The organism is Streptomyces sp. ATexAB-D23, assembly GCF_000373645.1.
Classification (GTDB): Bacteria; Actinomycetota; Actinomycetes; order Streptomycetales; family Streptomycetaceae; genus Streptomyces; species Streptomyces castrisilvae.
Map to the genome: position 1 here is coordinate 28842 of NZ_KB892017.1, position 23578 is coordinate 52419.

Annotated in this window: 23 protein-coding genes; 12 read left to right on the forward strand and 11 right to left on the reverse strand. The window is 73.2% G+C overall.

Translation table 11 applies throughout. The features are described 5' to 3' along the window. Window positions 1-67 precede the first annotated feature (67 nt). Complete coding sequence (locus B082_RS0117370) at window positions 68-1432, forward strand: hypothetical protein (protein WP_018553085.1); 1365 nt, start codon at window positions 68-70, stop codon at window positions 1430-1432. A 74-nt stretch (window positions 1433-1506) separates the two neighbouring features. After that, window positions 1507-2097, forward strand: a complete 591-nt coding sequence (locus tag B082_RS0117375) for a DUF1707 SHOCT-like domain-containing protein (RefSeq protein WP_026249895.1) — start codon at window positions 1507-1509, stop codon at window positions 2095-2097. Window positions 2098-2115: 18 nt separating this feature from the next. On the opposite strand, the gene B082_RS0117380 is transcribed toward B082_RS0117375, so the two are convergent. Continuing rightward, complete coding sequence (locus B082_RS0117380) at window positions 2116-2898, reverse strand: thioesterase family protein (RefSeq protein ID WP_018553087.1); 783 nt, start codon at window positions 2896-2898, stop codon at window positions 2116-2118. Between the two features lie 155 nt (window positions 2899-3053). Between B082_RS0117380 and B082_RS0117385 the strand changes: the two genes are divergently transcribed. Further along, complete coding sequence (locus B082_RS0117385) at window positions 3054-3653, forward strand: RNA polymerase sigma factor (RefSeq protein ID WP_018553088.1); 600 nt, start codon at window positions 3054-3056, stop codon at window positions 3651-3653. Further along, the gene (locus tag B082_RS0117390; RefSeq protein ID WP_018553089.1) at window positions 3650-4261 is read left to right on the forward strand and encodes a hypothetical protein; all 612 of its coding nucleotides are present in this window, start codon (window positions 3650-3652) and stop codon (window positions 4259-4261) included. Before B082_RS0117385 ends, B082_RS0117390 begins: the two co-directional genes overlap by 4 nt. Before the next feature lie 8 nt (window positions 4262-4269). Here B082_RS0117390 and B082_RS0117395 read toward each other — a convergent pair whose 3' ends face one another. Next, window positions 4270-4692 (reverse strand): Zn-ribbon domain-containing OB-fold protein, encoded by a 423-nt coding sequence (locus B082_RS0117395; RefSeq protein WP_018553090.1) that lies wholly within the window; start codon window positions 4690-4692, stop codon window positions 4270-4272. Continuing rightward, complete coding sequence (locus B082_RS0117400; RefSeq protein ID WP_018553091.1) at window positions 4689-5141, reverse strand: hypothetical protein; 453 nt, start codon at window positions 5139-5141, stop codon at window positions 4689-4691. The genes B082_RS0117395 and B082_RS0117400 overlap by 4 nt, the downstream gene beginning before the upstream one ends. Window positions 5142-5350: 209 nt before the next feature. Here B082_RS0117400 and B082_RS0117405 point away from each other — a divergent pair, with 209 nt between their 5' ends. Next, window positions 5351-6541 (forward strand): flavin-containing monooxygenase, encoded by a 1191-nt coding sequence (locus B082_RS0117405; RefSeq protein WP_018553092.1) that lies wholly within the window; start codon window positions 5351-5353, stop codon window positions 6539-6541. 43 nt (window positions 6542-6584) lie between these two features. Here B082_RS0117405 and B082_RS0117410 read toward each other — a convergent pair whose 3' ends face one another. After that, window positions 6585-8099 carry an MFS transporter gene (locus B082_RS0117410; protein ID WP_018553093.1) on the reverse strand — a complete coding sequence of 505 codons (1515 nt, stop codon included), beginning with the start codon at window positions 8097-8099 and terminating at the stop codon, window positions 6585-6587. A 113-nt stretch (window positions 8100-8212) separates the two neighbouring features. Here B082_RS0117410 and B082_RS0117415 point away from each other — a divergent pair, with 113 nt between their 5' ends. The 4 genes from B082_RS0117415 (at window position 8213) to B082_RS0117430 (ending at window position 12959) form a co-directional block, all read left to right on the forward strand. Further along, window positions 8213-8725 carry a MarR family winged helix-turn-helix transcriptional regulator gene (locus tag B082_RS0117415; RefSeq protein WP_018553094.1) on the forward strand — a complete coding sequence of 171 codons (513 nt, stop codon included), beginning with the start codon at window positions 8213-8215 and terminating at the stop codon, window positions 8723-8725. A 275-nt stretch (window positions 8726-9000) separates the two neighbouring features. Then, entirely contained in the window at window positions 9001-11229 is a 2229-nt protein-coding gene (locus B082_RS0117420) for an acetate--CoA ligase family protein (RefSeq protein WP_018553095.1), read from the forward strand. A gap of 197 nt (window positions 11230-11426) precedes the next feature. After that, window positions 11427-12266: an enoyl-CoA hydratase-related protein gene (locus tag B082_RS0117425; protein ID WP_018553096.1), complete on the forward strand. Its 840-nt coding sequence runs from the start codon at window positions 11427-11429 to the stop codon at window positions 12264-12266. Between the two features lie 90 nt (window positions 12267-12356). Beyond that, window positions 12357-12959 carry a flavin reductase family protein gene (locus B082_RS0117430; protein WP_018553097.1) on the forward strand — a complete coding sequence of 201 codons (603 nt, stop codon included), beginning with the start codon at window positions 12357-12359 and terminating at the stop codon, window positions 12957-12959. Window positions 12960-13049: 90 nt separating this feature from the next. On the opposite strand, the gene B082_RS0117435 is transcribed toward B082_RS0117430, so the two are convergent. Beyond that, entirely contained in the window at window positions 13050-14369 is a 1320-nt protein-coding gene (locus tag B082_RS0117435; RefSeq protein ID WP_018553098.1) for an MFS transporter, read from the reverse strand. A gap of 181 nt (window positions 14370-14550) precedes the next feature. On the opposite strand from B082_RS0117435, the gene B082_RS0117440 reads away from it, so the two are divergent. After that, window positions 14551-14883, forward strand: a complete 333-nt coding sequence (locus B082_RS0117440; RefSeq protein ID WP_018553099.1) for a hypothetical protein — start codon at window positions 14551-14553, stop codon at window positions 14881-14883. Between the two features lie 26 nt (window positions 14884-14909). On the opposite strand, the gene B082_RS0117445 is transcribed toward B082_RS0117440, so the two are convergent. Then, window positions 14910-16187, reverse strand: coding sequence for an MFS transporter (locus B082_RS0117445; RefSeq protein WP_026249898.1), 1278 nt, complete (start codon window positions 16185-16187; stop codon window positions 14910-14912). Window positions 16188-16291: 104 nt separating this feature from the next. On the opposite strand from B082_RS0117445, the gene B082_RS0117450 reads away from it, so the two are divergent. Next, window positions 16292-17290: a GlxA family transcriptional regulator gene (locus tag B082_RS0117450; RefSeq protein ID WP_018553101.1), complete on the forward strand. Its 999-nt coding sequence runs from the start codon at window positions 16292-16294 to the stop codon at window positions 17288-17290. 10 nt (window positions 17291-17300) lie between these two features. Here the strand turns inward: B082_RS0117450 and B082_RS0117455 are convergent, their stop codons facing one another. Together B082_RS0117455 and B082_RS0117460 are read right to left on the reverse strand one after the other, a co-directional pair. Next, a complete protein-coding gene (locus tag B082_RS0117455) occupies window positions 17301-18350 on the reverse strand; it encodes a Zn-dependent alcohol dehydrogenase (protein WP_018553102.1) in 1050 nt (349 codons plus the stop codon). Window positions 18351-18587: 237 nt separating this feature from the next. Continuing rightward, the gene (locus tag B082_RS0117460; RefSeq protein WP_018553103.1) at window positions 18588-19505 is read right to left on the reverse strand and encodes an SDR family oxidoreductase; all 918 of its coding nucleotides are present in this window, start codon (window positions 19503-19505) and stop codon (window positions 18588-18590) included. Between the two features lie 83 nt (window positions 19506-19588). Between B082_RS0117460 and B082_RS0117465 the strand changes: the two genes are divergently transcribed. Beyond that, entirely contained in the window at window positions 19589-20515 is a 927-nt protein-coding gene (locus tag B082_RS0117465; RefSeq protein ID WP_018553104.1) for a cyclase family protein, read from the forward strand. Here the strand turns inward: B082_RS0117465 and B082_RS0117470 are convergent. From B082_RS0117470 to B082_RS0117480, 3 genes are all read right to left on the reverse strand, one after another. Next, window positions 20434-20967: an ATP-binding protein gene (locus B082_RS0117470; RefSeq protein WP_234018176.1), complete on the reverse strand. Its 534-nt coding sequence runs from the start codon at window positions 20965-20967 to the stop codon at window positions 20434-20436. The genes B082_RS0117465 and B082_RS0117470 overlap by 82 nt on opposite strands. Window positions 20968-21383: 416 nt before the next feature. Then, a complete protein-coding gene (locus B082_RS0117475) occupies window positions 21384-22409 on the reverse strand; it encodes an acyl-CoA dehydrogenase family protein (RefSeq protein WP_018553106.1) in 1026 nt (341 codons plus the stop codon). Between the two features lie 8 nt (window positions 22410-22417). Further along, entirely contained in the window at window positions 22418-23575 is a 1158-nt protein-coding gene (locus B082_RS0117480) for an acyl-CoA dehydrogenase (protein WP_018553107.1), read from the reverse strand. Window positions 23576-23578: the final 3 nt, after the last annotated feature.

A 23578-nucleotide genomic window follows, 5' to 3' on the forward strand; every position in this document is an offset into this window, starting at 1 on the left:
CGTCCATCCGCTCGGGCGGCGTGCGGGATCAGCGCAGAGCCATCCGCTATACGAAGGGATCACCCGCGTGCACAGCAACGAGACCGACCAGGCGTCAAAAGCCGACCGGCGCAAGCCCTTGGACGCCCGGACGGCCACACGGGCCACGAGCCCGCTGACGCTCGACGTCCTCCAGTCCACGATGGGCAATGCCGCGGTCAGCCGCATGCTGTCCGGGGCCGGGCGGACGGTACAGCGCTCTGCCGGCACCGAGGCCCTACGGTCACCGGGCCGCCCCCTCGATCCGGAGCTGCGGGGGGAAATGGCGCGGCGGCCCGCCTCGTACGCGTCCCCCAGCGTGCAGCGGGCGAGGCTGCGCGGCAGTGCTCCCGCCCCTATGGACACCGTGGCGCCCTCGGACCTGGTCAGCGCGATCAAGGAGCGCAGCAAGTTCATGGAGCGCTGGGTCTCCGACTTCGACCTGACCTTCGCCAAGGTGACCGACGCTCTCGACACCACCATCGAGGTGACGAAGGGCGGTGATCTTCTCCAAATGAGCCAGGAGATGATCGTCAAGTACACCGAGGTGACGAACAACAACCCCGACGGGGGTCTGCATCTACGCACCTTGAACTACGCCCTCGGGGGCTCGGAACCCGCTCCGGGCATCGGCGGCTTCAGCACCATGTCCATGTCGGGCACCGAACTCGTGGGCCGCCCCGGCTTCGCCCGCGTGACCGCGAAGGCTCTCGCGGTCGCGCCGGGACAGCACCGCCGCCACTACATCGCCTGGCACAACATCCGGTCCCTGCTGAACCGTTCGTACGCCGCCCACCCCCGCCTTCTCATTCCTTACCTTCAGAACAAGCTCGACCGCGGGCAGGTACATCCGGACATGAAGGACGAGTCGGACAAGTCCGTCGAGCGAATGTCGAGGGCCGAGTTCGGAACCGGGGACCGCGCTGCCGGGGAGACCCTGATGCGCGCCGCCTATGTGATGAACAGCTCCCAAAACAACCTGTGGGTGGGCAACGGGAGCGAGAACTCGGAGATCAACTCACTGAGCAGGTCGCTGCAGGGAAGGCTCCGTGACCTGACCGCTTTCCAGCTGCCCGTGTGGAAGGCCGACCTGGAGAACAATCCGACCGGCTCCCCGCAGGCGCAGCGGGCGAAGCACAACCTCCTCACCAGGATGAACGCAGACCTGCGGGCGCTCGCGGGCGCGAACACCGCGAACACCGCGCGCATCATGGCCGCGTTCAGGGACTTCACCGTCGACACGGTCATCCGGTCCCTGGAGACGGACGACCCCGCGGACAGGAATCACCCGGCCGCGCAGGCCGACGGCATCGCCGTGGGCAACGCCGTATTCGACGCCGTGTTCTCCGACAGCACCCCCCTCGACTTCCAGGTGGTGCGCCGTGCCGTCGACTTCCTCTGGACCTCGTCCTGACAGCGGGTACGGGGGTACGGACGCCGGAGCATCCGGCCCTCCCCTCGCGCACCGGACTCCGTATCATCAGGTGCATGACTGCCGAGCCCTCGCGATCCGCCGCCCGTATGCGGGCCTCCGACGCCGACCGCGAAGCGGTGGTGGAGCAGCTGCGGGAGGCGGCGGCGGAGGGGCGCATCGACCTGGACGAGCTGGACGTCCGGCTGAATCTGGCCCTCACGGCGAAGACGTACGGCGATCTCGCGCCGCTCACCGACGACCTGGTCCCGGTCGTGGCGGACACGGGCGAGCCGCTGACCCTGCGGGGCGGCATGCACGGCGTGAAGCGGGCGGGCGCCTGGAAGGTGCCGCCACTCATCGTCGTGCAGGCGGGCATGGGCGGCGCCCATCTCGACTTCAGCCAGGCGGAGTGCCGGCTGCGCGAGGTCGAGTTGGAGGTGGACGCGCAGATGGGCGGGGTGCGGATCGTGGTGCCGGAAGGCTGGGCCGTGGACACGGATGCGCTGGACCTCGGGCTCGGCGGCCTGCGGGACCGGACCTCGGGCACGCGGACACCGGGTGCGCCGCTGCTGAGGATCACGGGCACCTGCGGCATGGGCGGCGTCCGCCTGCGCCACCCCGGCTTCCGCGCACGCCGCAGGCAGCGCAAGGAGCTGGGGCGCTGAGGCGCTGAGGCGCCGCCTCTACAGGGGGCGGACGGTGAGGATCTGTTCCGCCCGGCCGACGGGGCCGTTGACGTCGTGCAGGACCGTGCTGGTGAGGCCCTGCCCGGTGGGGCCGAAGACGACCGTGGTGTCGAGGCCGGTCCAGGGGCCCTCGGGCTGCCGGTGCAGGTGGATCGTCAGGTCGACGTTGGGGAACATCCACTCGGTGGGCTGCTCGCGTACGGCGATGCCGTTGGCGGTGTCGACGAGCGCGACGTACGAGGCCAGCGGGCCCGCCGTCTCGCCCGCGACGAGGTCGAGCGGTGTGGAGATCCAGGCGGTCGTGCGGCCCGGCAGCGGCGGCGCGAGCGGGCGGACGTCGAGGGACGCGATGAAGCCGCCGGGCCAGAGGTCGGCCATCGGCCAGGGCGCGAGTGCCTCCGGCGGGGTGAGCCGCCCGGCCTCGCCGTCGGCGACGGCGGTGGTGTCGACGGGCGCGAGCGACCAGGCCCTGGCCCGTACGACGGGGCGGCCGGCGATGAGGGCGACGGCCTCCACGAGTTCGATGGTGCGGCCGGGCCGGACGGTCTCGACCCGGATCTCGCACTCGTCCAGGGCGAGCCGGCCGAGGATGTCGAAGCCGACCCGCGACAGCAGCAGGCGCTCGCCCGGCCGCTCTTCGAGGTGGCGCTCGATGGCGTGGACGAGGAGGCCGCCGAGCGGGCTGAAGTGCACCTCGTCCGTGCTCCACGCACCGCTCGCGTGGGCGGTGGGCTTGTAGTGGTGCGCGTCGATGCGCTCGTAGTAGCTGCCGGTGTTCAACGGATGCTTCCCTCGCGGCCGTGCGGATCGGGGGACAACAGCCTGACACCGCCTGTGTGTCCGCCGGTAGCCGGGCCCGGCGTGACACATGTAACGCATGGGCCGCGGGGCGCCAAGAGGGGATGAGGCCAGAGCAGTCGATCCGAGGAGCTTCCATGAGACATCCACCGGCCACCTACGAGGTGGCGAAGATCGGCGAGGACCCGGAGGCGTTCGAGCTGTTCTACCGGGCGCATGTGCAGGCCGTACTGCGCTACGCCACCCGGCGCAGCCGGGACGCGTACGCCGCGTCCGACCTGACCGCCGACGTGTTCCTGGCGGCGATCGCCGCCGCTCCCGGTTACCGCGAGGAGCTGGGCAGCCCCTCCGCCTGGCTCCACGGTATCGCCCGCAATGTCGTGGCGTCCGAGCGGCGGCGGGCCGCCCGGACGTGGAACGCCGAGAGCAGGATCGCCGGGCGCCGGCTGCTGGACGAGGACGACATCGCGCGGCTCGAAGAACGTATCGACGCCGAACGCGACAGCTCCGCGCTGCTGGCCGGCATGGCGGCGCTGCCGGCCGGTCAGCGGGCCGTGCTCGAACTCGTCACGGTCGACGGCCTGACCGTCCCCGAGGCCGCCGCCGCACTCGGCATCAAGCAGGTGACCGCGCGCGTCCGCCTGCACCGCGCCCGCCGCGCGCTGCGGGACACGTTGACGCCCGCTCCCCCGGAATCCCTTCCGCACCCCTCGTCTTTCGCCGTGGAGGCCCGATGAAGACCGAACGCTTCGAAGACCGTCTGCTGCACGCGCTGAAGGAGCACGTGGCGGAGAACGCCCACCGGGCGGGCACCGCCGAGGCGGTCCGTACGCGATCCGCCGGCGGGCGCTGGGCCCGCCGGGTTCCCCTCACCCTCGCCGCCGGTGCCGCGGCCGCCGCGCTGGTCGGCACGCTCGGCCTCGGGCAGTCCGCGTCCTCGGCCCCGGGCTCGTCCACGCGCGTCACCAACGCCGCCTACACGTTGGAGAAGGACGGGGCCACCGGCCGGGTCAGACTGGCCATCGTGGACCCGTCCGGGGAGATCGACGTCGAGACCATGCAGCGGAACCTGGCGGCCCTGGGGGTACGGGCCAAGGTGCTGCTGGGCGAGCCCGACTGCGCCAACCCGTCCCGCTCGAAGCCCGGGGCAGAACCGCCGTTCGACCTGGGCAGCCCCCGGGACGGCGAACCGACCCTCGTCGTGTCCCCCTCCCTCATCCCCGCCGACCAGACCCTGGTCATCGGCCTCGCCGCGCGCCGGCACTCCCTGGAGAAGATCGCGGCGGGGATGGCCCGGGGCGACGGCTCGGACTGCGTGCCCGCGCCCGCCGCCACGAAGCCGTAGGGCCGGGTTCAGGGCCGGAACACCGCCACCGCCTCGCACCCCTCCTCCCGGCGGAACGCCACCCGCAGCTCCATGCCGATGGCGAGCGCGCCCTCCTCGCACTCCACCACCTGCGTCATCATGCGCGGCCCCTCCGCCAGATCGACCACGGCGGCGATGTACGGGACGCGGGCGCCGAACGGGGGCAGGTCGTTGCGGTGGACGACGGACCAGGTGTAGAGCGTGGCCCGGCCGCTCGCGCGGACCCATACGCCGTCCTCGCTCCAGCAGTACGGGCAGAACTCGCGCGGGTAGTGGTGCGCCCGGCCGCAGGCCCGGCAGTGGCGCAGCAGGAGGTGCCCCTCGGCCGCGGCGTCCCAGTAGGGGCGGGTGAAGGCGTCGGGTTCGGGGAGGTCGTGGCGGGGGGCGGGGGGCGGCGGGGCGCTCGTCACAGGAAGAGTCCGATCGCGTGGTCGAGGGACCAGGTCTGCCAGGACATCGCGAACAGGGCGACCAGCGAGATGAGCGCCATCATCGCGTTCTGCCCCTGCTCGGCCCAGTCATGGATCATCAGCACCAGGTAGAGGAGGTTGAGCAGGAGGCCGCCGACGAGGGCGACCGGGGTCAGGAAGCCGGTGACCAGGCCGAGCCCGAGGGCGAGTTCCGCGTACACGACGACGTACGCCATGGCCCTGGGGTGCGGGGCGACGGTCTTCTCGAAGCCGGCGCGGACCACCGGCCAGCGGTGCTTCCCGGCCACGTCCGCCGCCCACGCGATGCCGGTGCCGCGCTGGAACCACGCCTTCCGGTCCTTGTGGCGCCAGCTCTCCAGCCACCACAGGCCGAGCCCGACGCGCAGTACGGCGAGCCACTGGGCCCCGTCGAGCCAGACCGTCCGCATGACGCCTCCCGATACACCGAATCTGACGGTACGTCAGTTCACCTGATGGGGGCGCACGGCGCAAGAGGTACGGCCGCACGGCCCGGCGGGGGCGCGGCGCAAGGAGCGCGACCGCGCCCCGCACCCCCGTTCGAGAGCGTGATCAATTCGCAATCGATTCCGGTCTTGACCGAGACCCATCAAGGAGTCACGCGATTACGCTCCGAAGCATGTCCGACAGCGCATCCACCGCCGGCAGCACCGCCCCGGCCCCCACCGACCTCACCGAGGACCGCCCCGTCTACGTCATCGGGGGCGGTCCGGGCGGGCTCGCCGCCGCTTCCGCCCTGCGCGCGCGGGGCGTTCGGGCCGTCGTCCTGGAGAAGTCCGGAAGCGTCGGCGCGTCCTGGCGCGGGCACTACGACCGGCTGCACCTGCACACCACTCGGCGCTGGTCCGCGCTCCCCGGACTGCCCATGCCCCGCAGGTTCGGGCGCTGGGTCTCCCGCGACAACGTGGTGCGCTACCTGGAGAAGTACGCCGAACACCACGAGCTGGAGGTGGTGACGGGCGTCGAGGTCTCCCGGATCGACCGGGCGGCGGACGGCAGCGGCTGGCGGCTGAGCGCGAGCGGCGGCCGCGAACTCACCGGCCGGGCCGTCGTCGTGGCCACCGGCTTCAACCACACCCCGCGCCTCCCCGACTGGCCCGGCCGCGAGACGTTCACCGGCGAGCTGCTGCACGCCTCCGACTACCGCGCCCCGGCCCCGTACGCGGGCAAGGACGTCCTCGTCGTCGGCGTCGGCAACACGGGCGCCGAGATAGCCGTCGACCTGGTGGAGGGCGGGGCGGAACGCGTACGGCTCGCGGTGCGCACCGTCCCGCACATCGTGCGCCGCTCCACGGCCGGGTGGCCCGCGCAGGCGACCGGCATCCTGGTGCGCCGCCTCCCCGTCGCCCTGGTGGACCGGGCCGGGCGCCTGATGTCCCGTATCGCCGTCCCCGACCTCGCCGAGCACGGGCTCCCCCGACCGGACACGGGCCTGTACTCGCGGGTCAAGGAGGGCGCCATCCCGGTCCAGGACGTCGGGCTGATCGACGCGGTGAAGCGCGGCCGGGTGGTGCCGGTGGCGGCCGTCGAGTCGTTCGAGAAGGACGCGGTGGTCCTGGCGGACGGCACCCGGCTCACCCCGGACGCGGTGATCGCCGCGACGGGCTACCGGCGGGCCCTGGAACCGCTGGTCGGCCACCTCGGCGTGCTGGATGCCCGGGGCCGCCCGGTGGCACACGGCCGGCGCACCCCGAAGCAGGCACCCGGCCTGTACTTCACCGGCTTCACCAACCCCATCAGCGGCATGCTCCGCGAACTGGCCCGGGACGCCGAGAAGATCGCCAGGAGGGCGAGCCGGACGCGCCACTGAGCCGGACCGTTCCCGGCGGGCCACCAGCGCGAACGACCGGGCTTCACCGGGTGAGCTGCCGCTCCGCGCCGGAGCCGTCGGCGGCCGGTTCCGGGGCGATCCCGAGCTGTTCGTCCTCCGGGCGGCCCTTCGCGGGCAGCAGGAAGGTGATGGCGAGGAAGGCCACCAGCAGGCACGCCTGGACGATCAGCGCGCGGTGGAAGCCGCCGGTGAAGTCACCGGACCCGGCCCGGTCGAAGAACACCGAGCCGAAGACCGCGACGCCGATGGAGCCGCCGAGCGCCTGGACCGCCGACAGGACACCGGAGGCGGACCCGATCTCGTCGTCGTCCACCGCGGCGAGGATGAAGCTGAACAGGGCGGCGATCACCATGCCGGCGCCGATGCCCGCCACCGTCACACCGGGGACGATGTCCCAGATCGAGAACGAGGTGGCGTCGAGTCCGTCGAGCTCGAACCAGAGCACGGCCGCGCCGGCCAGCTGGACCAGCGGTCCGATCTGGAGCACCTTGCGGCCGATCCGGTCCGCGAGGAACGCACCGCTGACGGCCCCGCCGATCGCGGTCCCCACCGCCAGCGGCAGGTTGCCGAGTCCGGCCTCGCCGGCGGTGAACTGCCGCCCGATCTGGAGGTAGAGGGTGAGCACGAGCTGCGTGCCGATCAGTCCGCCGAAGAACAGGGCGATGCCGCCGAGCCCGACGGTGAAGGCAGGCTTGCGCAGCAGGCCCGGGGTCACCAGCGGGGCGCGGCCCGCCGCGGCCGTACGGCGCTGCCGGGCGGCGAACAGGGCGAAGCCGAGCGCCGAGGCGGCCATGCACAGCCAGGTCCACAGCGGCCAGCCGCTCTCCTGCCCCTGGTTGAGCGGCAGCACCAGCAGGGCGCAGGCCGCCACCACCAGGGCCGCGCCCGCCATGTCGACCCGCACCGCGCGGTCGCCCGGCTTCCTCGGCACGAACTTCGCGGCGACGATCAGCGCCGCGAGGCCGATGGGCAGGTTGACCAGGAACACCGACCGCCAGCCCAGGCCGAAGAAGTCGCCCTCGATGAGGAAGCCGCCGAGGACGGGGCCGATGATGCCGCCGAGGCCGAGGACGGGACCGAAGATCGCGAAGACCTTGGTCAGCTCGGGACCGGAGAAGTTCTCCCGCAGCAGGCCGAGGCCCTGTGGGAGCAGCATCGCCCCCGCGGTGCCCTGGAGCAGGCGGAAGGCGATCAGCGAGCCGATGCCGGGCGCGAGCGCGCACAGCAGCGAGCTCGCCGTGAAGGCCGCCAGCCCGATCAGGAACATCCGGCGCCGCCCGTAGCGGTCACCGAGCCGGCCGCCCAGCACCAGGCCCGCGCCCAGGGTCAGGGCGTAGCCGCCGATCACCCACTGGAGGCCGATGGAACCGGCACCGAGGGATCTCTCCAGGTCCGGGCCCGCGACGTTGACGATCGACGCGTCCAGGAGGTCCATGACCTCGGCGACGATCATCACCGCCAGGATCAGCCACCGGTACGGCTGGGGCGGGGCGCCCGGGGTGGGGGACGGGTCACGCACGCTCAGTACCTCCATCATGAAGTAGTTCCAGTGTGAAGTAGTTCTATGGTGAAGGTAAAGTGGTGGCGGTAGGTTGTCAAAGCGGGCCGCCGACGCGGCCCGCGCGGCGGAGGAGAGGTGAAGGGGCACGCATGGAGGACGTGAAGGGCGACGGCGTCGCGGAGCGGCGCGAGCGGCTCATGGAGGCACTGCGGGTCCACGGCGGCCACTACGCCGAGCTGAGCCGGCGCTTCGCCGCCTGGCTCGGCCTGCACTCCACCGACGCCACCGCGGTACTGGAGATCGCCGCCGCCGAGGAGCGCGGCACCCCCCTGTCACCGGCCCGGCTGAGCGAGCGCATCCCGCTGTCCACGGGCGCCACCACCGCCCTGCTGAACCGCCTCGAAGCGGCGGGGCACATCACCCGCGTCCGGGAGCACACCGACCGGCGCGTCATCACCCTGCGCAGCGGCGGGCACATCCAGGAACGGGCGGACGAATTCTTCGGGCCACTGGCCCGCCGGCTCGACGCCACGATGGCGCACTACCCGCCCGAACTCCTGGAGCGGTTCGAGGCGTTCATGGCCGACCTGAACGCCACCATGGACACCCACCTCACGGAAGAGGGCACACCGGCACACCGCAGCTCCCCGCACACCCGGTGACGGCCGGACACACGTCCCACACACCGCTCCCCGCACACCCCCTGACGGCCGGGCGCCCCTCCAGCCCGTCCGGCCCGCCACGCCCGTCCGGCTCGCCCGGCCCGCCACGCCCGCCACGCCCGTCCGGCGCTCATCCGGGCGCCCCCTCCATCATTTACGCGCACACCCATTCCTGACGGGCCGTCAGTTCAGTAACCTGACAGAGTGTCAGCTTCGGACACCGGCCTGGCGGCTCCACGCGCCCGGCGGACCTTCGAGCAGGAGTGGGCGGAACGATGCTTGGATCGACTCACGGCACCCTCACCACCGACTTCCGCGCCAGGGTGGTGGCCTGCGGCGAGGAACCACGCGCCGCCGTCCACAGCAGGGCCACCATCGCCCCGGAGGGCGACCTCGACGTCAGCGGCCGGCCGCTGCACGCCCCCGTCCCGGACCTGGACCGGTTCTTCCGGCCCGAGTCCGTCGCCGTCATCGGGGCGTCCGACACCGAGGGGCGCCCCAACACCGGCATCACCCGCCAGCTCACCACCTGGGCCGAGCGCGTCGGAGCGCGGCTGTATCCCGTGCACCCCACACGCACGTCGGTCTTCGGGCGGGCGTGCTCCCCCTCCGTCGCCGCCCTGCCGGAACAGGTCGACCTCGCGGTGCTGCTCGTCAGCGACCCGCTCCCCGTGATCGAGGAACTGGACCGGGCCAAGGTGCGGTTCGCCGTCGCCTTCGCCTCCGGGTTCGCCGAGACCGGCGAGGAGGGCGCCGCCGCCCAGGCCCGGCTGGCCGCCGCGGTGGAGCGGTCGGGGCTGCGGCTGCTCGGCCCGAACACCAACCTCAACGCCTTCGAGGAGTTCCGCGACGACCTCGAAGGCCCGGCGATCGCGCTGATCACCCAGTCCGGCCACCAGGGCCGCCCCGTCTACACCCTCCAGGAGCTGGGCGTACGCCTCTCCCACTGGGCGCCCACGGGCAACGAGGCCGATCTGGAGACCGCCGACTTCATCGCGTACTTCTCGCAGCGCCCCGAGGTCGGGGCCATCGCCTGCTACGTGGAGGGGCTCAAGGACGGGCGCTCCTTCCTGCTCGCGGCGGACCGGGCCGCGCGGGCCGGGGTCCCCGTGGTCGCGGTCAAGGTGGGACGGACGGAGGCGGGGGCCAGGACGGCCGCGTCACACACCGGCAAGCTGACCGGCGCCGACCAGGTGGTCGACGCGGCGATGCGGCAGTTCGGCGTGATCCGCGTGGACGGCCTGGACGAACTCCAGGACACCGCCGCCCTCTTGGCCCGCGCCCGCAAGCCGCAGGCCGAGGGCGTCGTCGTCTATTCGATCTCGGGCGGCACGGGCGCGCACTTCGCGGACCTGGCCACGGGCGCCGGACTCCACCTCCCCGAACTCCCGGCGGACAAGCAGGCCGAGCTGCACACCTGGATACCGGACTACCTGAACGTGACGAACCCGGTCGACAACGGCGGGCACCCGGTCGGCGACTGGCGCGGCCGGAAGATCATCGACGCGATCCTCGCCGACCCCTCGGTGGGCGTGCTGATCTGTCCCATCACCGGCCCCTTCCCGCCGATGAGCGACCGGCTCGCGCAGGACCTGGTCGACGCGGCGGAGGCCACGGACAAGCTGGTGTGCGTGGTGTGGGGGTCGCCGGTCGGCACCGAGGAGGCCTACCGCACCACGCTGCTCGGCTCGTCCCGCGTCGCCACCTTCCGCACCTTCGGCAACTGCGTCACCGCCGTGAAGGCCTACCTGGACCACCACCGCTTCGTCGCCTCGTACCGCTCCCCCTTCGACGAGGCCCCGCGCACCCCCTCGCCCTCCTTCCGCAAGGCGCGGGCGCTGATGCGCCCGGGGCAGCAGCTCAGCGAGCACGCGGCGAAGCAGCTGCTGCGGGCGTACGGGATCCGGGTTCCCCGCGAGCAGTTGGTGACCAGCGCCGCCGCGGCGGTCCGCGCGGCGGGGCTCGTCGGCTACCCCGTCGTCATGAAGGCGTCCGGCGCCCGGCTCGCCCACAAGACGGAACTGGGCCTCGTCAAGGTCGGCCTGACCTCGGCCAGCCAGGTCCGCGACGCCTACCGGGAACTCACCGACATCGCCCGCTACGAGGACGTCGAACTCGACGGCATCCTGGTCTGCCAGATGGTGGAGCGCGGCGTCGAGATGATGGTCGGCGTCACCCGGGACCCGCTGTTCGGACCGACGGTGACGGTGGGTCTGGGCGGCGTGCTCGTGGAGGTGCTGCACGACGCGGCGGTGCGGGTGCCGCCGTTCGGCGAGGAGCAGGCGCGGGCGATGCTCGGCGAGCTGCGCGGCCGGGCCCTGCTCGAAGGGGTGCGCGGCGGGCCGCCGGTGGATGTGGACGCGCTCGTGGAGGTGGTCCTGCGGGTCGAGCGGATGGCGCTCGAACTGGGCGACGACCTGGCGGAGCTGGACATCAACCCACTGATGGTACTGGGCCGGGGCCAGGGAGCGGTGGCCCTGGACGCACTGGCGGTCTGCCGCTGAGCGGGCCTTCCGGGGGGCCGGTCGCCTGAACCGGACCGGGGCGCGGTTCCTTCGCCCCTCGCCTGAACCGGTCCGGGGTGCGGGCCCCCGGCCGGCCGGACCGGCCCGGACCGGACCGGACCGGGGCGCGGCGTTCCGTCCTCAATCGCCGGACGGGCTGAAACGGCCCGCCCGAACACCTGCTCAGGAGCTGCCTCATGTCGTCCTCCCCCGAAGACACCACCGACCACGCCGCCCCCTCCGGGCCGGCTGATCCATTGATACTCCACGCCACGGCCAACGGGGTCTCGTGGATCACCCTCAACCGCCCCGAAGCGATGAACGCCGTCACCTGGGAGCAGCGCGAACACGTCATCGCGCTGCTCGCGGACGCCTCCGCCGACCCCGCCGTCCGGGCCGTCGTCCTCACGGCCACCGGCCGCGGCTTCTGCGCGGGCGCCGACCTGCGCGGCGCCCCGGCCACCACGGGCCGGGTGCCGGGCGATGTCGCCCGCACGATCAGGCTCGGCGCGCAACGGCTGATCACGGCGGTCCTGGACTGCGAGAAACCGGTCCTGGCGGCGGTCAACGGCACCGCGGCCGGCATCGGCGCCCACCTCGCGTTCGCCTGCGATCTGGTCCTGGCCGCCGAATCGGCCAAGTTCATCGAGGTGTTCGTCCGGCGCGGCCTCGTACCCGACGGCGGCGGGGCGTATCTGCTGCCCCGGCTGGTCGGGCCGCAGCGCGCCAAGGAGCTGATGTTCTTCGGCGACGCGCTCCCGGCGGCCGAGGCGGAACGCCTGGGCCTGGTCAACCGGACCGTCCCGGACGAGGAACTGGCCGCGACCGCACGCGCCTGGGCGGAACGGCTGGCCGCGGGCCCGACCCGTTCGATCGCCCTCACCAAGCAGCTCGTCAACGCCTCCCTGGACACCGACCGCACCACGGCGCTCGCCGCCGAGGCCATGGCTCAGGAGATCAACATGACCACCCACGACGCCCAGGAGGGCGTGGCGAGCTTCGTGGAGCGCCGGAAGCCGACCTACCGGGGGGTGTGAGAGCCCGTCGGCATGCGGTCCGCCCCTCGCGCGGGACTTCACATCTGACGTAGCGTCAGTTCTAATCGAGGGATGATGGGACACGCAGGCATGGCAGCGACCGCCGTCCGCTACCTCAGGTCCGTCGGCGCCGCGACGGCCACCGCCGCACCGGGGGCGGTCGATCCGTTGCCGCGCCCCGATCTGCGGGCCGTCGCCCACGACGAGCGGCCGCCCGTCGACCCGGGCGCCTTCCGCCAGGTGCTGGGGCACTTCGCCAGCGGGGTCACCGTCGTCACCGCCCATGGCCCCGACGGGCCGGCCGGCTTCGCCTGCCAGTCGTTCGCCTCGCTGTCGCTCGACCCGCCGCTCGTCGCGTTCATGGTCGCCCGTACGTCGACGACCTGGCCGCGCATCGCCCGTGCCGGGGCCTTCTGCGTCAACATCCTGGGCGCGGGCCAGGGCGCGCTGTGCCGGGGGTTCGCGGTCAGCGGGGCCGACAAGTTCGCCGGGGTGGGGTACGCCCCCGCCCCGGCGACCGCTTCCCCGCTGCTCGACGCCGTGCCCGCCTGGGTCGACTGCCGCATCCAGGCCGTCCACACGGGCGGTGACCACCTCATCGTGGTGGGCCGGGTGGAGGCGCTGGGGGCGACGGAGGGGGACGAGGGGCCCCTCCTCTTCCACCGGGGGACGTTCGGGCGCTTCGAGAGCTGAGCGCTTCACGCCACGAGGCGGTTCACGCCACGAGGCGGATCGCGCCACGAAGCGCTTCACGCCGCGAGGCGGTTCACGCCGCGAGGCGGTTCACGCCGCGAGTTCGGCCTTCACCGGCTCACCGGTCCGGCGGATCACCAGCACCATCAGCGCCGCAGCCGCGCACAGCGCCCCGGCCGCGTACCAGACCACGTCGTACGTGCCGAAGTAGTCGCGCGCCACCCCGCCCAGGAAGGCGACGAGCGCGGCGCCCACCTGGTGCGAGGCCAGGACCCAGCCGAAGACGATCGCGCTGTCCTCCCCGTACCGCTCCCGGCACAGGGCCAGGGTCGGCGGGACCGTGGCGACCCAGTCCAGGCCGTAGAAGACGATGAAGAAGACCATCGGCGGCTCGACGGTGGCCTGCATCAGGAACGGCAGGAAGAGCAGTGAGACGCCGCGCAGCGCGTAGTAGACGGCCAGCAGCCGGCGGGCGTCGAAGCGGTCGGTGAGCCAGCCCGAGAAGACCGTGCCGATGATGTCGAAGATCCCGATGACCGCGAGGAGCGACGCGGCGGCGGTGATGGGCATGTGGTGGTCGTGCGCCGAGGGCACGAAGTGCGTACGGATCAGGCCGTTGGTGGAGGCTCCGCAGATCGCGAAGGACCCGGCGAGCAGCCAGAACGGTCCCGTGCGGGCCGCGTCGAGCAGGACCCGTACGGCCCGGCCCGCCGCCCCGCGCGCGGGCGCGGGCTTCGCCACGTACTCCCCGCCGTACGGGGCGAGCCCCACGTCGGCCGGGTGGTCGCGCATCAGGAGCCAGACGAACGGGACGACGACGAGGGCGGCGAGGGCGACGGTCACCGAGGCCGGGCGCCAGCCGTGCCGGTCCACGATCCAGGCGCACAGCGGCAGGAAGACCAGCTGGCCCGAGGCACCGGCCGCGGTGAGGACGCCGGTGACCAGGCCGCGCCGGGCCACGAACCAGCGGTTGGTGACCGTCGCGGAGAAGGCCAGCGCCATCGAACCGGTGCCGAGCCCGACGAGGACGCCCCAGTAGAGCATCAGCTGCCAGGCGGCCGTCATCCACACGCTCGCCAGCGCCCCGGCCGCGACCGCGCTCAGCGCCACGGCCACCACCCGGCGGATGCCGAACCGGTCCATCAGCGCGGCGGCGAACGGCGCGGTGAGGCCGTACAGCGCCATGTCGATGGAGACGGCGAGCCCGATCTGGCCGCGCGACCAGCCGAAGTCGTCCTGGAGCGGGTCGAAGAGGAGGCCGGGCAGGGAGTTGAAGGCGGCGCCGCCGATGATCGTCACGAAGGTGACGGCGGCGACGATCCACGCCCGGTGGACACGCCACCGACGGGGCGCGGCGGGGGCGGTCGTCGGCGCGGCTGCGGGGGCGGCGCCCTCGGTTGTCGGATTCACGCGCCCAGCATCCGGTCGCGCGCCCTTTCCCCACGAGTGGCCCGAGGGACATGGTTCGCAAGGATCGGGCCACGCCGCCGGCGCCCGCCCCGGCCGTCGTGGTCCGTGGGCGCGTACGATCTGCGTCGCCCGGCGGACGCACCCGCGCGGACGCCGTTCGTCCACGTCCTCGGGGGACTTCATGCAGTGGGTCGCACGCCGGCACTTCCACCACCGGTCCGCGCAGATGCAGGGCTGGGGAGCCCTGCTCCTGCTCATCGCCTGTGCGCTGTGGGGATGGCTGGGCTTCCTGCTGTGGGACACGGACGACACGCTGTACTGCTTCCGCGCCTCGTCGGTCTGCGAGATGGACACCACCATGCCGAAGCAGCTGACCCTGCTGGGGATCTCCGCGCCCCTGTCGGTGGCCGGTACGGGGCTGCTCGTCGCCGGAAGTGTGCGCCGGCAGACCAGCGCGCACGTCCTCCAGGTCATCGAGATGCAGCAGTCCGAGGAGCGGGCACGCGACAAGTAGCCGCGCCCACCCTCCCGTCGGGCGGGTCAGCCGATCCGTTCCAGGCGGCGCACCGGGCGGGCCGCCAGCAGGACGCCCACCGCCAGCATGTTGATCACCGCCCCGGCGATCAGCACCTCGGCCGTGCCCAGCCGGTCCGCGACGGGGCCCGCGAGCGCCCGGCCCGCCGCCACCATCAGCAGCGAACCGGCCACGTCGTAGGCGTGCAGCCGGTTCAGCGCCTGCGGCGGTACGTGTGTCTGGACGGTGGTCGACCACATCACCAGCCAGAACGCGGACGCCGCACCCGCCACGAACTGCCCCGCCCCCAGCGCCGGTACGGGCAGCCCGAGCCCCAGCACGATCAGGTTCACGCACACCCCGGTCAGCGCGACGGCCCCCGCGGCCAGGGGCCGGCGCGGGCGCAGCCGCAGCGCGAGCAGGCCGCCCACGACGCTGCCGGCGCCGTTCACGGCCATCAGCACGCCGTACGTGCCCGAGCCGTGTGCCTCGGTGACCTCGACGGCGGTGAGCGGCAGCATCGGGCCGAGCACGGCGAAGCCGTACACCGTCCAGATGGCTATCACGCCCCACAGCCAGCTGCGCGCGGTGAACTCCCGCCAGCCGTCCGCCAGTTCCGCGAGGAACGAGCCGCGCGGCGCGTCGTCCGAGGGGGCCGGGGCCAGGCGCAGCAGGAAGAGGCAGGCCCCGGAGACCAGGAACGTGGACGCGTTGGCCGCGTAGACCGCCCCGGCGCTCGCCAGGCCGACGAGCACGCCCGCGAAGGCCGGGCCCGCCATGGTCATCAGCGCCTCGGAGACCCGCAGCACGGCGTTGCCGCGCTGGACGTCCGGCGCCACCCTGGGCACGGTGGACGCCACGCCCGGCTGGAACAGCGCCGCCCCGACGCCGGCGACCGCGCTCAGCGCGTACACCGCCCACAGCGGCGGGTTGCCGGTGGCGAACGAGACGGCGAGCACCGAGGCGCCGACCAGCCGCAGCGCGTCGGCGATGATCATCATCCGGCGCGGGGTGAACCGGTCCGCGAGAACACCCCCGAAGAGCACGAACACCGCGAGCGGGCCCATCCAGGCCGCCAGCGCGTAGCCGACCGCCGCAGGGGGCCGCCCGGCCCCGAGCAGGCCCGCGGTGAGGGCGACGGGGATCATTCCGTCCCCGAACAGCGCCGCGGTCCGGGCGACGAAGAACAACCGGAAGTTACGGTTCCAGAGCCGCGGGGGCTCCGCGGGCAGGAACGGGAGAGAAGACGCGAGAGGGGACGGGTCACCCGGGGTGCGCTTGTGGTCCGTGGTGGGAATGCACACGGAGTCTGCTGGCTTTTCCTTCACACCGATGACATGTATCAGCTTATGGTCTATACCAGCTAGGTACTTTTCGCCGGGACCAGCAGCCCCGAAGGGAGACCGTTGTGCCGCACCGGGTCGTCGTCCTCGCCCTCGATGGGCTGCTCCCCTTCGAACTGGGCATCCCCCAGAGGATATTCGGGCTCGCCCGCACCGCCGATCCGCAGGGCCGGGGCCGGGGCCGGAAGCTGTACGAGGTCGTGACCTGCTCCGTGCGTCCGCCGGGACCGGTCCGCACCGACGCGGACTTCACGATCACCGTCGAACACGGGCCGGAAGCCCTCGCCACCGCCGACACGGTCGTCGTCCCCGCCAGCTACGAGCTGGGACCCGTCCACGACGAGGGCCGGCTGACCGGGGAGCTGGCCGCCGCGCTGGCGTACGTACGGCCGGGCACCCGGATGGTGTCCATCTGCACCGGCAGCTACGTCCTGGCCGCCGCCGGCTACCTCGACGGACGCCCCGCCACCACGCACTGGTCCTCCGCCGACCACTTCCAGCAGCTCTTCCCCGCCGTCCGGGTCGACCCCGACGTCCTGTTCATCGACGACGGCGACGTCCTGACCTCCGCCGGGGTCGCCGCCGGGATCGACCTCTGCCTGCACATGGTGCGCCGCGACCACGGCACCGCCGTCGCCAACGACGTGGCCCGGCGCACGGTCGTACCGCCGCACCGCGACGGCGGCCAGGCGCAGTACATCCAGCGGCCGGTCCCCGACACGCAGTTCGCCACGACGACCACCGCCCGCGCCTGGGCCCTGGGCCGGCTTGAACGCCCGATCCAGCTGCGGGACATGGCCCAGCAGGAGTCCATGAGCGTACGGACGTTCACCCGGCGGTTCCGCGAGGAGGTCGGCGTCAGCCCCGTGCAGTGGCTGACCCAGCAGCGGGTGGAACTGGCGCGCCGGCTCCTGGAGTCCACCGACCTGTCGATCGACCAGGTGGCCCGGGACGCCGGCTTCGGCACCCCCACGTCCCTGCGACAGCACCTCCAGACGGCGCTGGGGGTCTCGCCGACGGTCTACCGCCGCACGTTCCGCTCGACGGCCGGCCACCGGGCGTGACCCGGACCCCTCAGAACACCAGCACCCCCCGGGCCACCCGCCCGTGGTGCGCGTCGTCCGCCGCCGCGGCGAAGTCCTCCACCGGGTAGGTCGCGGTGACCAGTTCGTCGAGCAGCAGCCGGCCCTCCCGGTAGAGGTCCGCGTACAGGGCGATGTCCCGCTGCGGGCGCGACGAGCCGTAGCGGCAGCCGAGGATCGACTTGTCCAGGTACATCGAGGACACCAGGAACGACGCCTCGGCCGTCGCCGCCGGTACGCCCAGCAGGACCGCCTGCCCGTGCCGGTCGAGCAGGTCGATCGCGGTCCGGATCAGCTCGGTGCGGCCGACGCACTCGAAGGCGTGGTCGACGCCGTTCGGCAGGATGTCCCTGACCCCGTCGGCCGACGTCAGGAAGTGCGTGGCGCCGAACAGACGGGCTGCGGCCTCCTTCTCCGGGTTCGAGTCGACGGCGACGACGCACCGCGCGCCGGCGATCCGCGCGCCCTGGATCACGTTGAGCCCGATCCCGCCCGTCCCGATCACGAGGACGCTCTCGCCGTGGTCGACCTTCGCCCTGTTCAGTACGGCTCCGACTCCCGTCAGCACCCCGCAGCCGATCAGGGCCGCCGAGGTGAGCGGCAGGTCCTCGGGGATCTTCACCGCCTGCACGGCCTTGACCACGGTCTTCTCCGCGAACGCGGAGTTCGACGCGAACTGGTACAGCGGCTCGCCACCCCGCGTGAACGGGCGGCCCGGCCGCCCGATCGCCTTCCGGCACATCGTGGGCCGCCCCCGGTCGCACTGCGCGCAGGCCCCGCAGTTGGCGAGCGTGGACAGCGCGACGTGGTCGCCGGGGACGACGTGCGTGACGCCGGGGCCGACCGCGTCCACGATGCCGGCGCCCTCGTGGCCGAGGACGACGGGCGGCGGGAACGAGATGGTGCCGTCGATCACCGACAGGTCACTGTGGCAGATGCCCGCGGCGGCGACCGCGACCCGGACCTCGCCAGGCGCGGGGTCCCGAACCTCCAGGTCGTGCACGACCTGGGCCCGCTTGCCGTCAAAGACGATGCCTCTCATGTGCGGCTCCTTCGGTTGGGGGTGCGATGAGCCCTTCCGGGCTCGCTTCCACTCCTGGGGCGGCTCCACCGTCGGGGCGACTCCACCCTCGGGGCGACTCCACCCCCTCAGGGGCAGTGCCAGCCCCTCCGGCGATTGAGGAGCGGGGCACAAAACCAAGCCCCTCCGGCGATTGAGGAGCGGGAAGTGACCGCCGAAGGGGCTCTCGGCGACCGCCGAAAGAGCGCAGCGCAGCGCTCACGCGTTGGGGCGGGACTTCGCGCGCGCCGCCTCCGCCATCTCCTCCAGCCGCGCCAGCATCGGCATCGGGTCCGTCCCCACCGTCCCCGGCAGGAAGTCCGCGACGCGTTCCGGGGTCCAGGCGCCGCCCTCCGCGTACGCCGCGCGCAGCTCCCTCGGCTGGGCCCAGACCGCGATCTTGGGGCCCGCGATCGTGTACACCTGGCCGGTGATCCTCTCGGCGCGGGCCCGCTCGCTGAGGAGGTAGACGACGAGCGCCGCCACGTCCTCCGGCTCGCCGATCTCCTTCAGCTCCATGGGAACGTTGGCGGACATCCGGGTGCGCGCCACGGGCGCGACCGCGTTCGCGGTGACACCGTACTTGTGGAGGCCGAGCGCCGCGCTGCGCACGAGCGAGATGATGCCGCCCTTCGCCGCGCTGTAGTTCGCCTGGGCCACGCTCCCCTGGTGGTTGCCGCTGGTGAAGCCGATCAGCGTGCCGGCGCCCTCCTGCTTGCGCATGACGGCCGACGCGGCCCGGAAGACGGTGAAGGTGCCCTTGAGGTGGGTGGCGACGACCGGGTCCCACTCCGCCTCGGACATGTTGAACAGCATCCGTTCCCGCAGGATGCCGGCCACGCAGACGACGCCGTCGATCCGTCCGTACCGTTCGAGCGCGGTGTCCACGACCCGCTGCCCGCCGGCCATCGTGGAGATGTCGTCGGCGACGGCGACCGCCTCGCCGCCCGCCGCCCCGATCTCCTTGACGACGGACTCGGCTATCCCGCTCACCGGTTCGCCGCCCTCGATGGGGACGCCGTAGTCGTTGACGACGACCTTCGCCCCCTCCGCCGCCGCCGCGAGCGCGACGGCCCGGCCGATGCCGCGCCCCGCCCCGGTCACGGCGACGACCTTGCCTGCCAAGAAGTTCCCCATGCCCGGCCCCTTCCCGCGGTTTCTGACGGACCGTTAGATTCTACGGGTCATCAGGTCCACCGGCACAAGCCCCAGGAGGCGCCATGTCACTGCCGGACGAGTTCCACGACCTCGCCCAGCGCGTCAACAACTGGGGGCGCTGGGGCGCGGACGACGAGATCGGTACGCTCAACCTGATCACCGACGAGGTGGTCCGGGAGGCCGCCGCGACCGTCCGCGCGGGGCTGCGCGTACCGCTCGCGCTGCCGCTCCAGCAGGACGGAGTGCAGAGCGGCCTCGTACCGGGGCGGATCAATCCGCTGCACACGATGGTGCAGATCAACCAGGAGCTGTTCGGCCCCGGCACCGTCGCCACCAGCGACGACTCCGCCGTGCTGAGCCTCCAGACGGCCACCCACTGGGACGCCCTGACGCACGCCTCGCACTCGGGGCGGATCTACAACGGCCGCCCCGCCGACACGATCACCGCGCACGAGGGCGCCCGGTTCAGCGGGATCGGCACGATGCCGCCCGTCGTCTCGCGGGGGGTGCTCCTCGACGTGGCCCGCGCCCACGGCGTGGACCGGCTGCCCGGCGGCCACGCGGTCACGCCGGAGGACCTGGAGGCGGCGGAGGAACTGGCCGGGGTGCGGGTACGGGCCGGGGACGTCGTCCTCGTACGCACCGGGCAGGTGCAGGTGTATCTGGCCGGGGACAAGAACGGGTACGGCTACCCGTCACCGGGGCTCTCGATCCGTACGCCGCAGTGGTTCCGGGCGCGCGACGTGGCGGCGGTCGCCAACGACACGCTGACCTTCGAGATCTTCCCGCCGGAGATCGAGGACCTCTGGCTGGGCGTGCACGCGCTGGACCTGGTCGAGATGGGCATGCCGCAGGGCCAGAACTGGAACCTGGAGGCACTGTCCACCGCCTGCGCCGACCAGGCGCGCTACGCGTTCCTGCTCTCGGCCATGCCCGAGCCGTTCACCGGGGCGACGGGCACCCCGGTCGCGCCCGTGGCCGTGCTCTGAGCCACGCCGTGGGCGCCGGGCTGCATCTGGACCTGGATGACGGGGATGCTCCGGTCGACCTCGCACCAGATGCGCTTGCCCGCGCCCTCCGGCTGCCAGCCCCAGCGGTCGGCCAGACCGTCGACCAGCTCCAGACCCCGGCCGCCGGTGTCCTCACCGCGCGCGTGCCGCTGCTGCGGCGGACGGCAGCTGGCGTCGGCCACCTCGACCCGTACGGTCCCCGCGTCCCCCGGGGCGCCCGTCGGGCCGAACAGCATGCGCAGCACGGCCGGACAGCCGGTGTGCACCACCGCGTTCGTCACGAGTTCCGAGATGAGCAGGATGAGCGTCTCGGCGAGTGGCTCGTCGTCCCGCACGCCGGACCCGGCGAGCCGCGAGCGCGCCCATCTGCGAGCCCGTCCGACCTCCGCGGGGTCGGGCCCGACCTCCAACTGAACCTGAAGCACCTGCACCGCTCACACCATCCGAACCGGCGGACACATCGCCTCGCGCCTCCTCAGGGTCACGGAACGTGATTCCCTTACAAGACAGCATGGTTGACGTACAGTCACCGCAACAAGCGCTTCGGGCATATTCCAGCGCGAAGGAGTACGCGTAGTGCATACTGTGCGACGCCCGTTGCGGAGAGTCGAACAGCGGTGCCGTACGCGCCGGGAAATCCTCTTCCCGGCAGGCCCGGCCCCTCTGTGCGGACCGCGAGCAGCGCACCTCGTGCGGACCGGAGGCGCCGCACGGGACGCATCCGGACTGCCAGGTTCCAGAACTACTCGCATCCAACGGAGCGTACCCGAGCCCGGCGCCGACTCCACCCCGTGACGAATCACGCAAAGGACACAAGCCGGTATCGCCGGACACCGATCGCGCTGTGTCACTCCGCAGCGTGAAGCCGAGGGGTGGGACGCGTCACGTGCGTGCGCGGGGCACCCACCGGCTCCGCCCGGCCGAGACCCGCGGCCAGCTCCTCCTCCGCGTCCGCCGCCGCCATCCACTGCCCGGCCCGCAGCCAGGCCCGCTTGAGGCGCAGGTGGACGTCTGCCTCCCAGGTGAAGCCCATGCCGCCCTGCACCTGGAGGCAGTCGCGGGCGTTGTGGACGGCCGCCTCGTCGGCGAGGAGTTTGGCCCCGGCGATCTCCGCGGGGTCGCCCGTCACGGCCGCCGCGTAGACCGCGGCGCGGGCCGTTCCGGTACGGACCAGCATCTCGGCGCACAGGTGTTTGACCGCCTGGAAGGAGCCGATGGGCGCACCGAACTGTTCGCGGTCACGGGCGTGTTGAACCGCCTCCTCCAGGCTGCGGCCGGCGCTGCCGAGCTGTTCGGCGGCGGTCAGCAGGGCCCCCTCGCGGCGCAGCCGCGCCCCGCCGCCGGGCACGGGATCGCCCTCGGCGGCGTACCCGGACAGGGTGGCCGGCCGCCACAGCGGCGTGCCCGGGTCGGCCGAGCGCACCGGCCGCGCCCCGTCCAGGACGCGCCGCAGCGGCCCGCCGGCCAGGACGTACGCCTCGTCGCCGGCCAGCACGAGCAGCGCGTCGGCGTCCGCGAGGTGCGCCACCGGCCGCCCGGCCTCCGCCTGCGCGACCACCGCCTCACCCCGCGCGGCACCCTTCACCGCGCCTGCGGCCAGCTCGGTGGCGGCCAGTGGGCCCGGCAGCAGGGCCCGCCCCAGCTCTTCGAACAAAAGTACGGATTCCGGCAGGCCGAGGCCGACCCCGCCCGCCGCCTCCGGCAGCCGCAGCGCGAAGAGCCCGGCCGCGCCCAGCTCCCCCCACAGCGCCCGGTCCACGCCCCCGCCGCCGTCGTGCGCCGCCCGCATCCGGTCCCGGCCGAACCGGCCCGCCAGCAGCCGGGCGACGCCCTCCCGCAGCGCCCGCTGATCGTCCGAGAGCTGGAAGTCCATGGGTGCGCTCACCGCCCCTTCGGCAGGCCGAGAATGCGCTCGGCGACGATGTTGCGCTGGATCTGCGAGGTGCCGGCCGCGATGGTGTACGAGAGCGAGGAGAGCCGGTCGCGCACCCACTCGCGGTCCAGATCGAGGGCGTCACCCGCGCCCAGCACCTCGGCCGCCGCCTCGTACAGCTCCTGGCGGGCGTGCGAGTAGCGCAGCTTGAAGACCGAGCCGCCGGCCCCCGGGACACCGCCGGACCGCTGGGCCTCGCTCACGTTCCACTGGGTGAGCCGCCACAGCGCCTGGAACTCGGCGGCGAGCCGGCCCAGCCTGCGGCGCAGCACCGGATCGTCCCAGCGCCCGGAGCGCCGGGCCTCGGCGGCCAGCGCGTCCAGGGTGCGGCGGCAGGCGACGACCTCGCCGACGAAGGCCGTGCCCCGCTCGAAGGAGAGCGTGACCATGGTGACCCGCCAGCCGTCGTTCTCGGCGCCCACCCGGTGCGAGAGCGGCACCCGCACCTCGTCGAGGAACACCTCCGCGAACTCCGTCGAACCGGCGAGCGTGCGCAGCGGCCGGACGGTGACTCCGGGGGCGTCCATCCGCATCGCCAGCCAGCTGATCCCCCGGTGCTTCGGGGCCGTCGCGTCCGTCCGTACGAGCAGTTCGCACCAGTCGGCGACCTCCGCGTGCGAGGTCCAGATCTTCTGCCCGCTGACCACGTAGGCGTCGCCGTCGCGCACCGCCCGGGTGCGCAGCGCAGCCAGGTCCGATCCGGCGCCCGGCTCGCTGAAGCCCTGGCACCACATCTCGTCGCCGCGCAGGACCGGCGGCAGCCAGCGGGCGCGCTGCTCCGGGGTGCCCTCGGCGGCGATGGTGGGGCCCGCGTGCAGCAGCCCGACGAAGTTCGCCCCCACGTAGGGCGCCCCGGCCCGTTCCGTCTCCTCCAGGAAGATCAGGTGCTGGGTGGGGGTGGCGCCCCGGCCGCCCGCGTCGGCCGGCCAGTGCAGCCCCGCGTACCCGGCGTCGTACAGCAGCCGCTGCCAGCCGGCGTCGTAGGCCCGGCGGCCCGGCCAGTCGGCGGGGTCCGGCCCCGGCGGCAGGCCGGGCAGCACGGCGGCCAGCCACTCCCGCAGCCGCGCCCGGAACTCCCGCTCCTCCTGCGTGTACGCGAGGTCCATGAC

Coding starts and splice junctions, on each gene's coding strand:
- B082_RS0117375 (WP_026249895.1), top strand. CDS start 1,507: ATGACTGCCGAGCCCTCGCGATCCGCCGCCCGTATGCGGGCCTCCGAC.
- B082_RS0117385 (WP_018553088.1), top strand. CDS start 3,054: ATGAGACATCCACCGGCCACCTACGAGGTGGCGAAGATCGGCGAGGAC.
- B082_RS0117390 (WP_018553089.1), top strand. CDS start 3,650: ATGAAGACCGAACGCTTCGAAGACCGTCTGCTGCACGCGCTGAAGGAG.
- B082_RS0117400 (WP_018553091.1), bottom strand. CDS start 5,141: ATGCGGACGGTCTGGCTCGACGGGGCCCAGTGGCTCGCCGTACTGCGC.
- B082_RS0117405 (WP_018553092.1), top strand. CDS start 5,351: ATGTCCGACAGCGCATCCACCGCCGGCAGCACCGCCCCGGCCCCCACC.
- B082_RS0117410 (WP_018553093.1), bottom strand. CDS start 8,099: ATGATGGAGGTACTGAGCGTGCGTGACCCGTCCCCCACCCCGGGCGCC.
- B082_RS0117415 (WP_018553094.1), top strand. CDS start 8,213: ATGGAGGACGTGAAGGGCGACGGCGTCGCGGAGCGGCGCGAGCGGCTC.
- B082_RS0117420 (WP_018553095.1), top strand. CDS start 9,001: ATGCTTGGATCGACTCACGGCACCCTCACCACCGACTTCCGCGCCAGG.
- B082_RS0117425 (WP_018553096.1), top strand. CDS start 11,427: ATGTCGTCCTCCCCCGAAGACACCACCGACCACGCCGCCCCCTCCGGG.
- B082_RS0117430 (WP_018553097.1), top strand. CDS start 12,357: ATGGCAGCGACCGCCGTCCGCTACCTCAGGTCCGTCGGCGCCGCGACG.
- B082_RS0117440 (WP_018553099.1), top strand. CDS start 14,551: ATGCAGTGGGTCGCACGCCGGCACTTCCACCACCGGTCCGCGCAGATG.
- B082_RS0117455 (WP_018553102.1), bottom strand. CDS start 18,350: ATGAGAGGCATCGTCTTTGACGGCAAGCGGGCCCAGGTCGTGCACGAC.
- B082_RS0117460 (WP_018553103.1), bottom strand. CDS start 19,505: ATGGGGAACTTCTTGGCAGGCAAGGTCGTCGCCGTGACCGGGGCGGGG.
- B082_RS0117465 (WP_018553104.1), top strand. CDS start 19,589: ATGTCACTGCCGGACGAGTTCCACGACCTCGCCCAGCGCGTCAACAAC.
- B082_RS0117475 (WP_018553106.1), bottom strand. CDS start 22,409: ATGGACTTCCAGCTCTCGGACGATCAGCGGGCGCTGCGGGAGGGCGTC.
- B082_RS0117480 (WP_018553107.1), bottom strand. CDS start 23,575: ATGGACCTCGCGTACACGCAGGAGGAGCGGGAGTTCCGGGCGCGGCTG.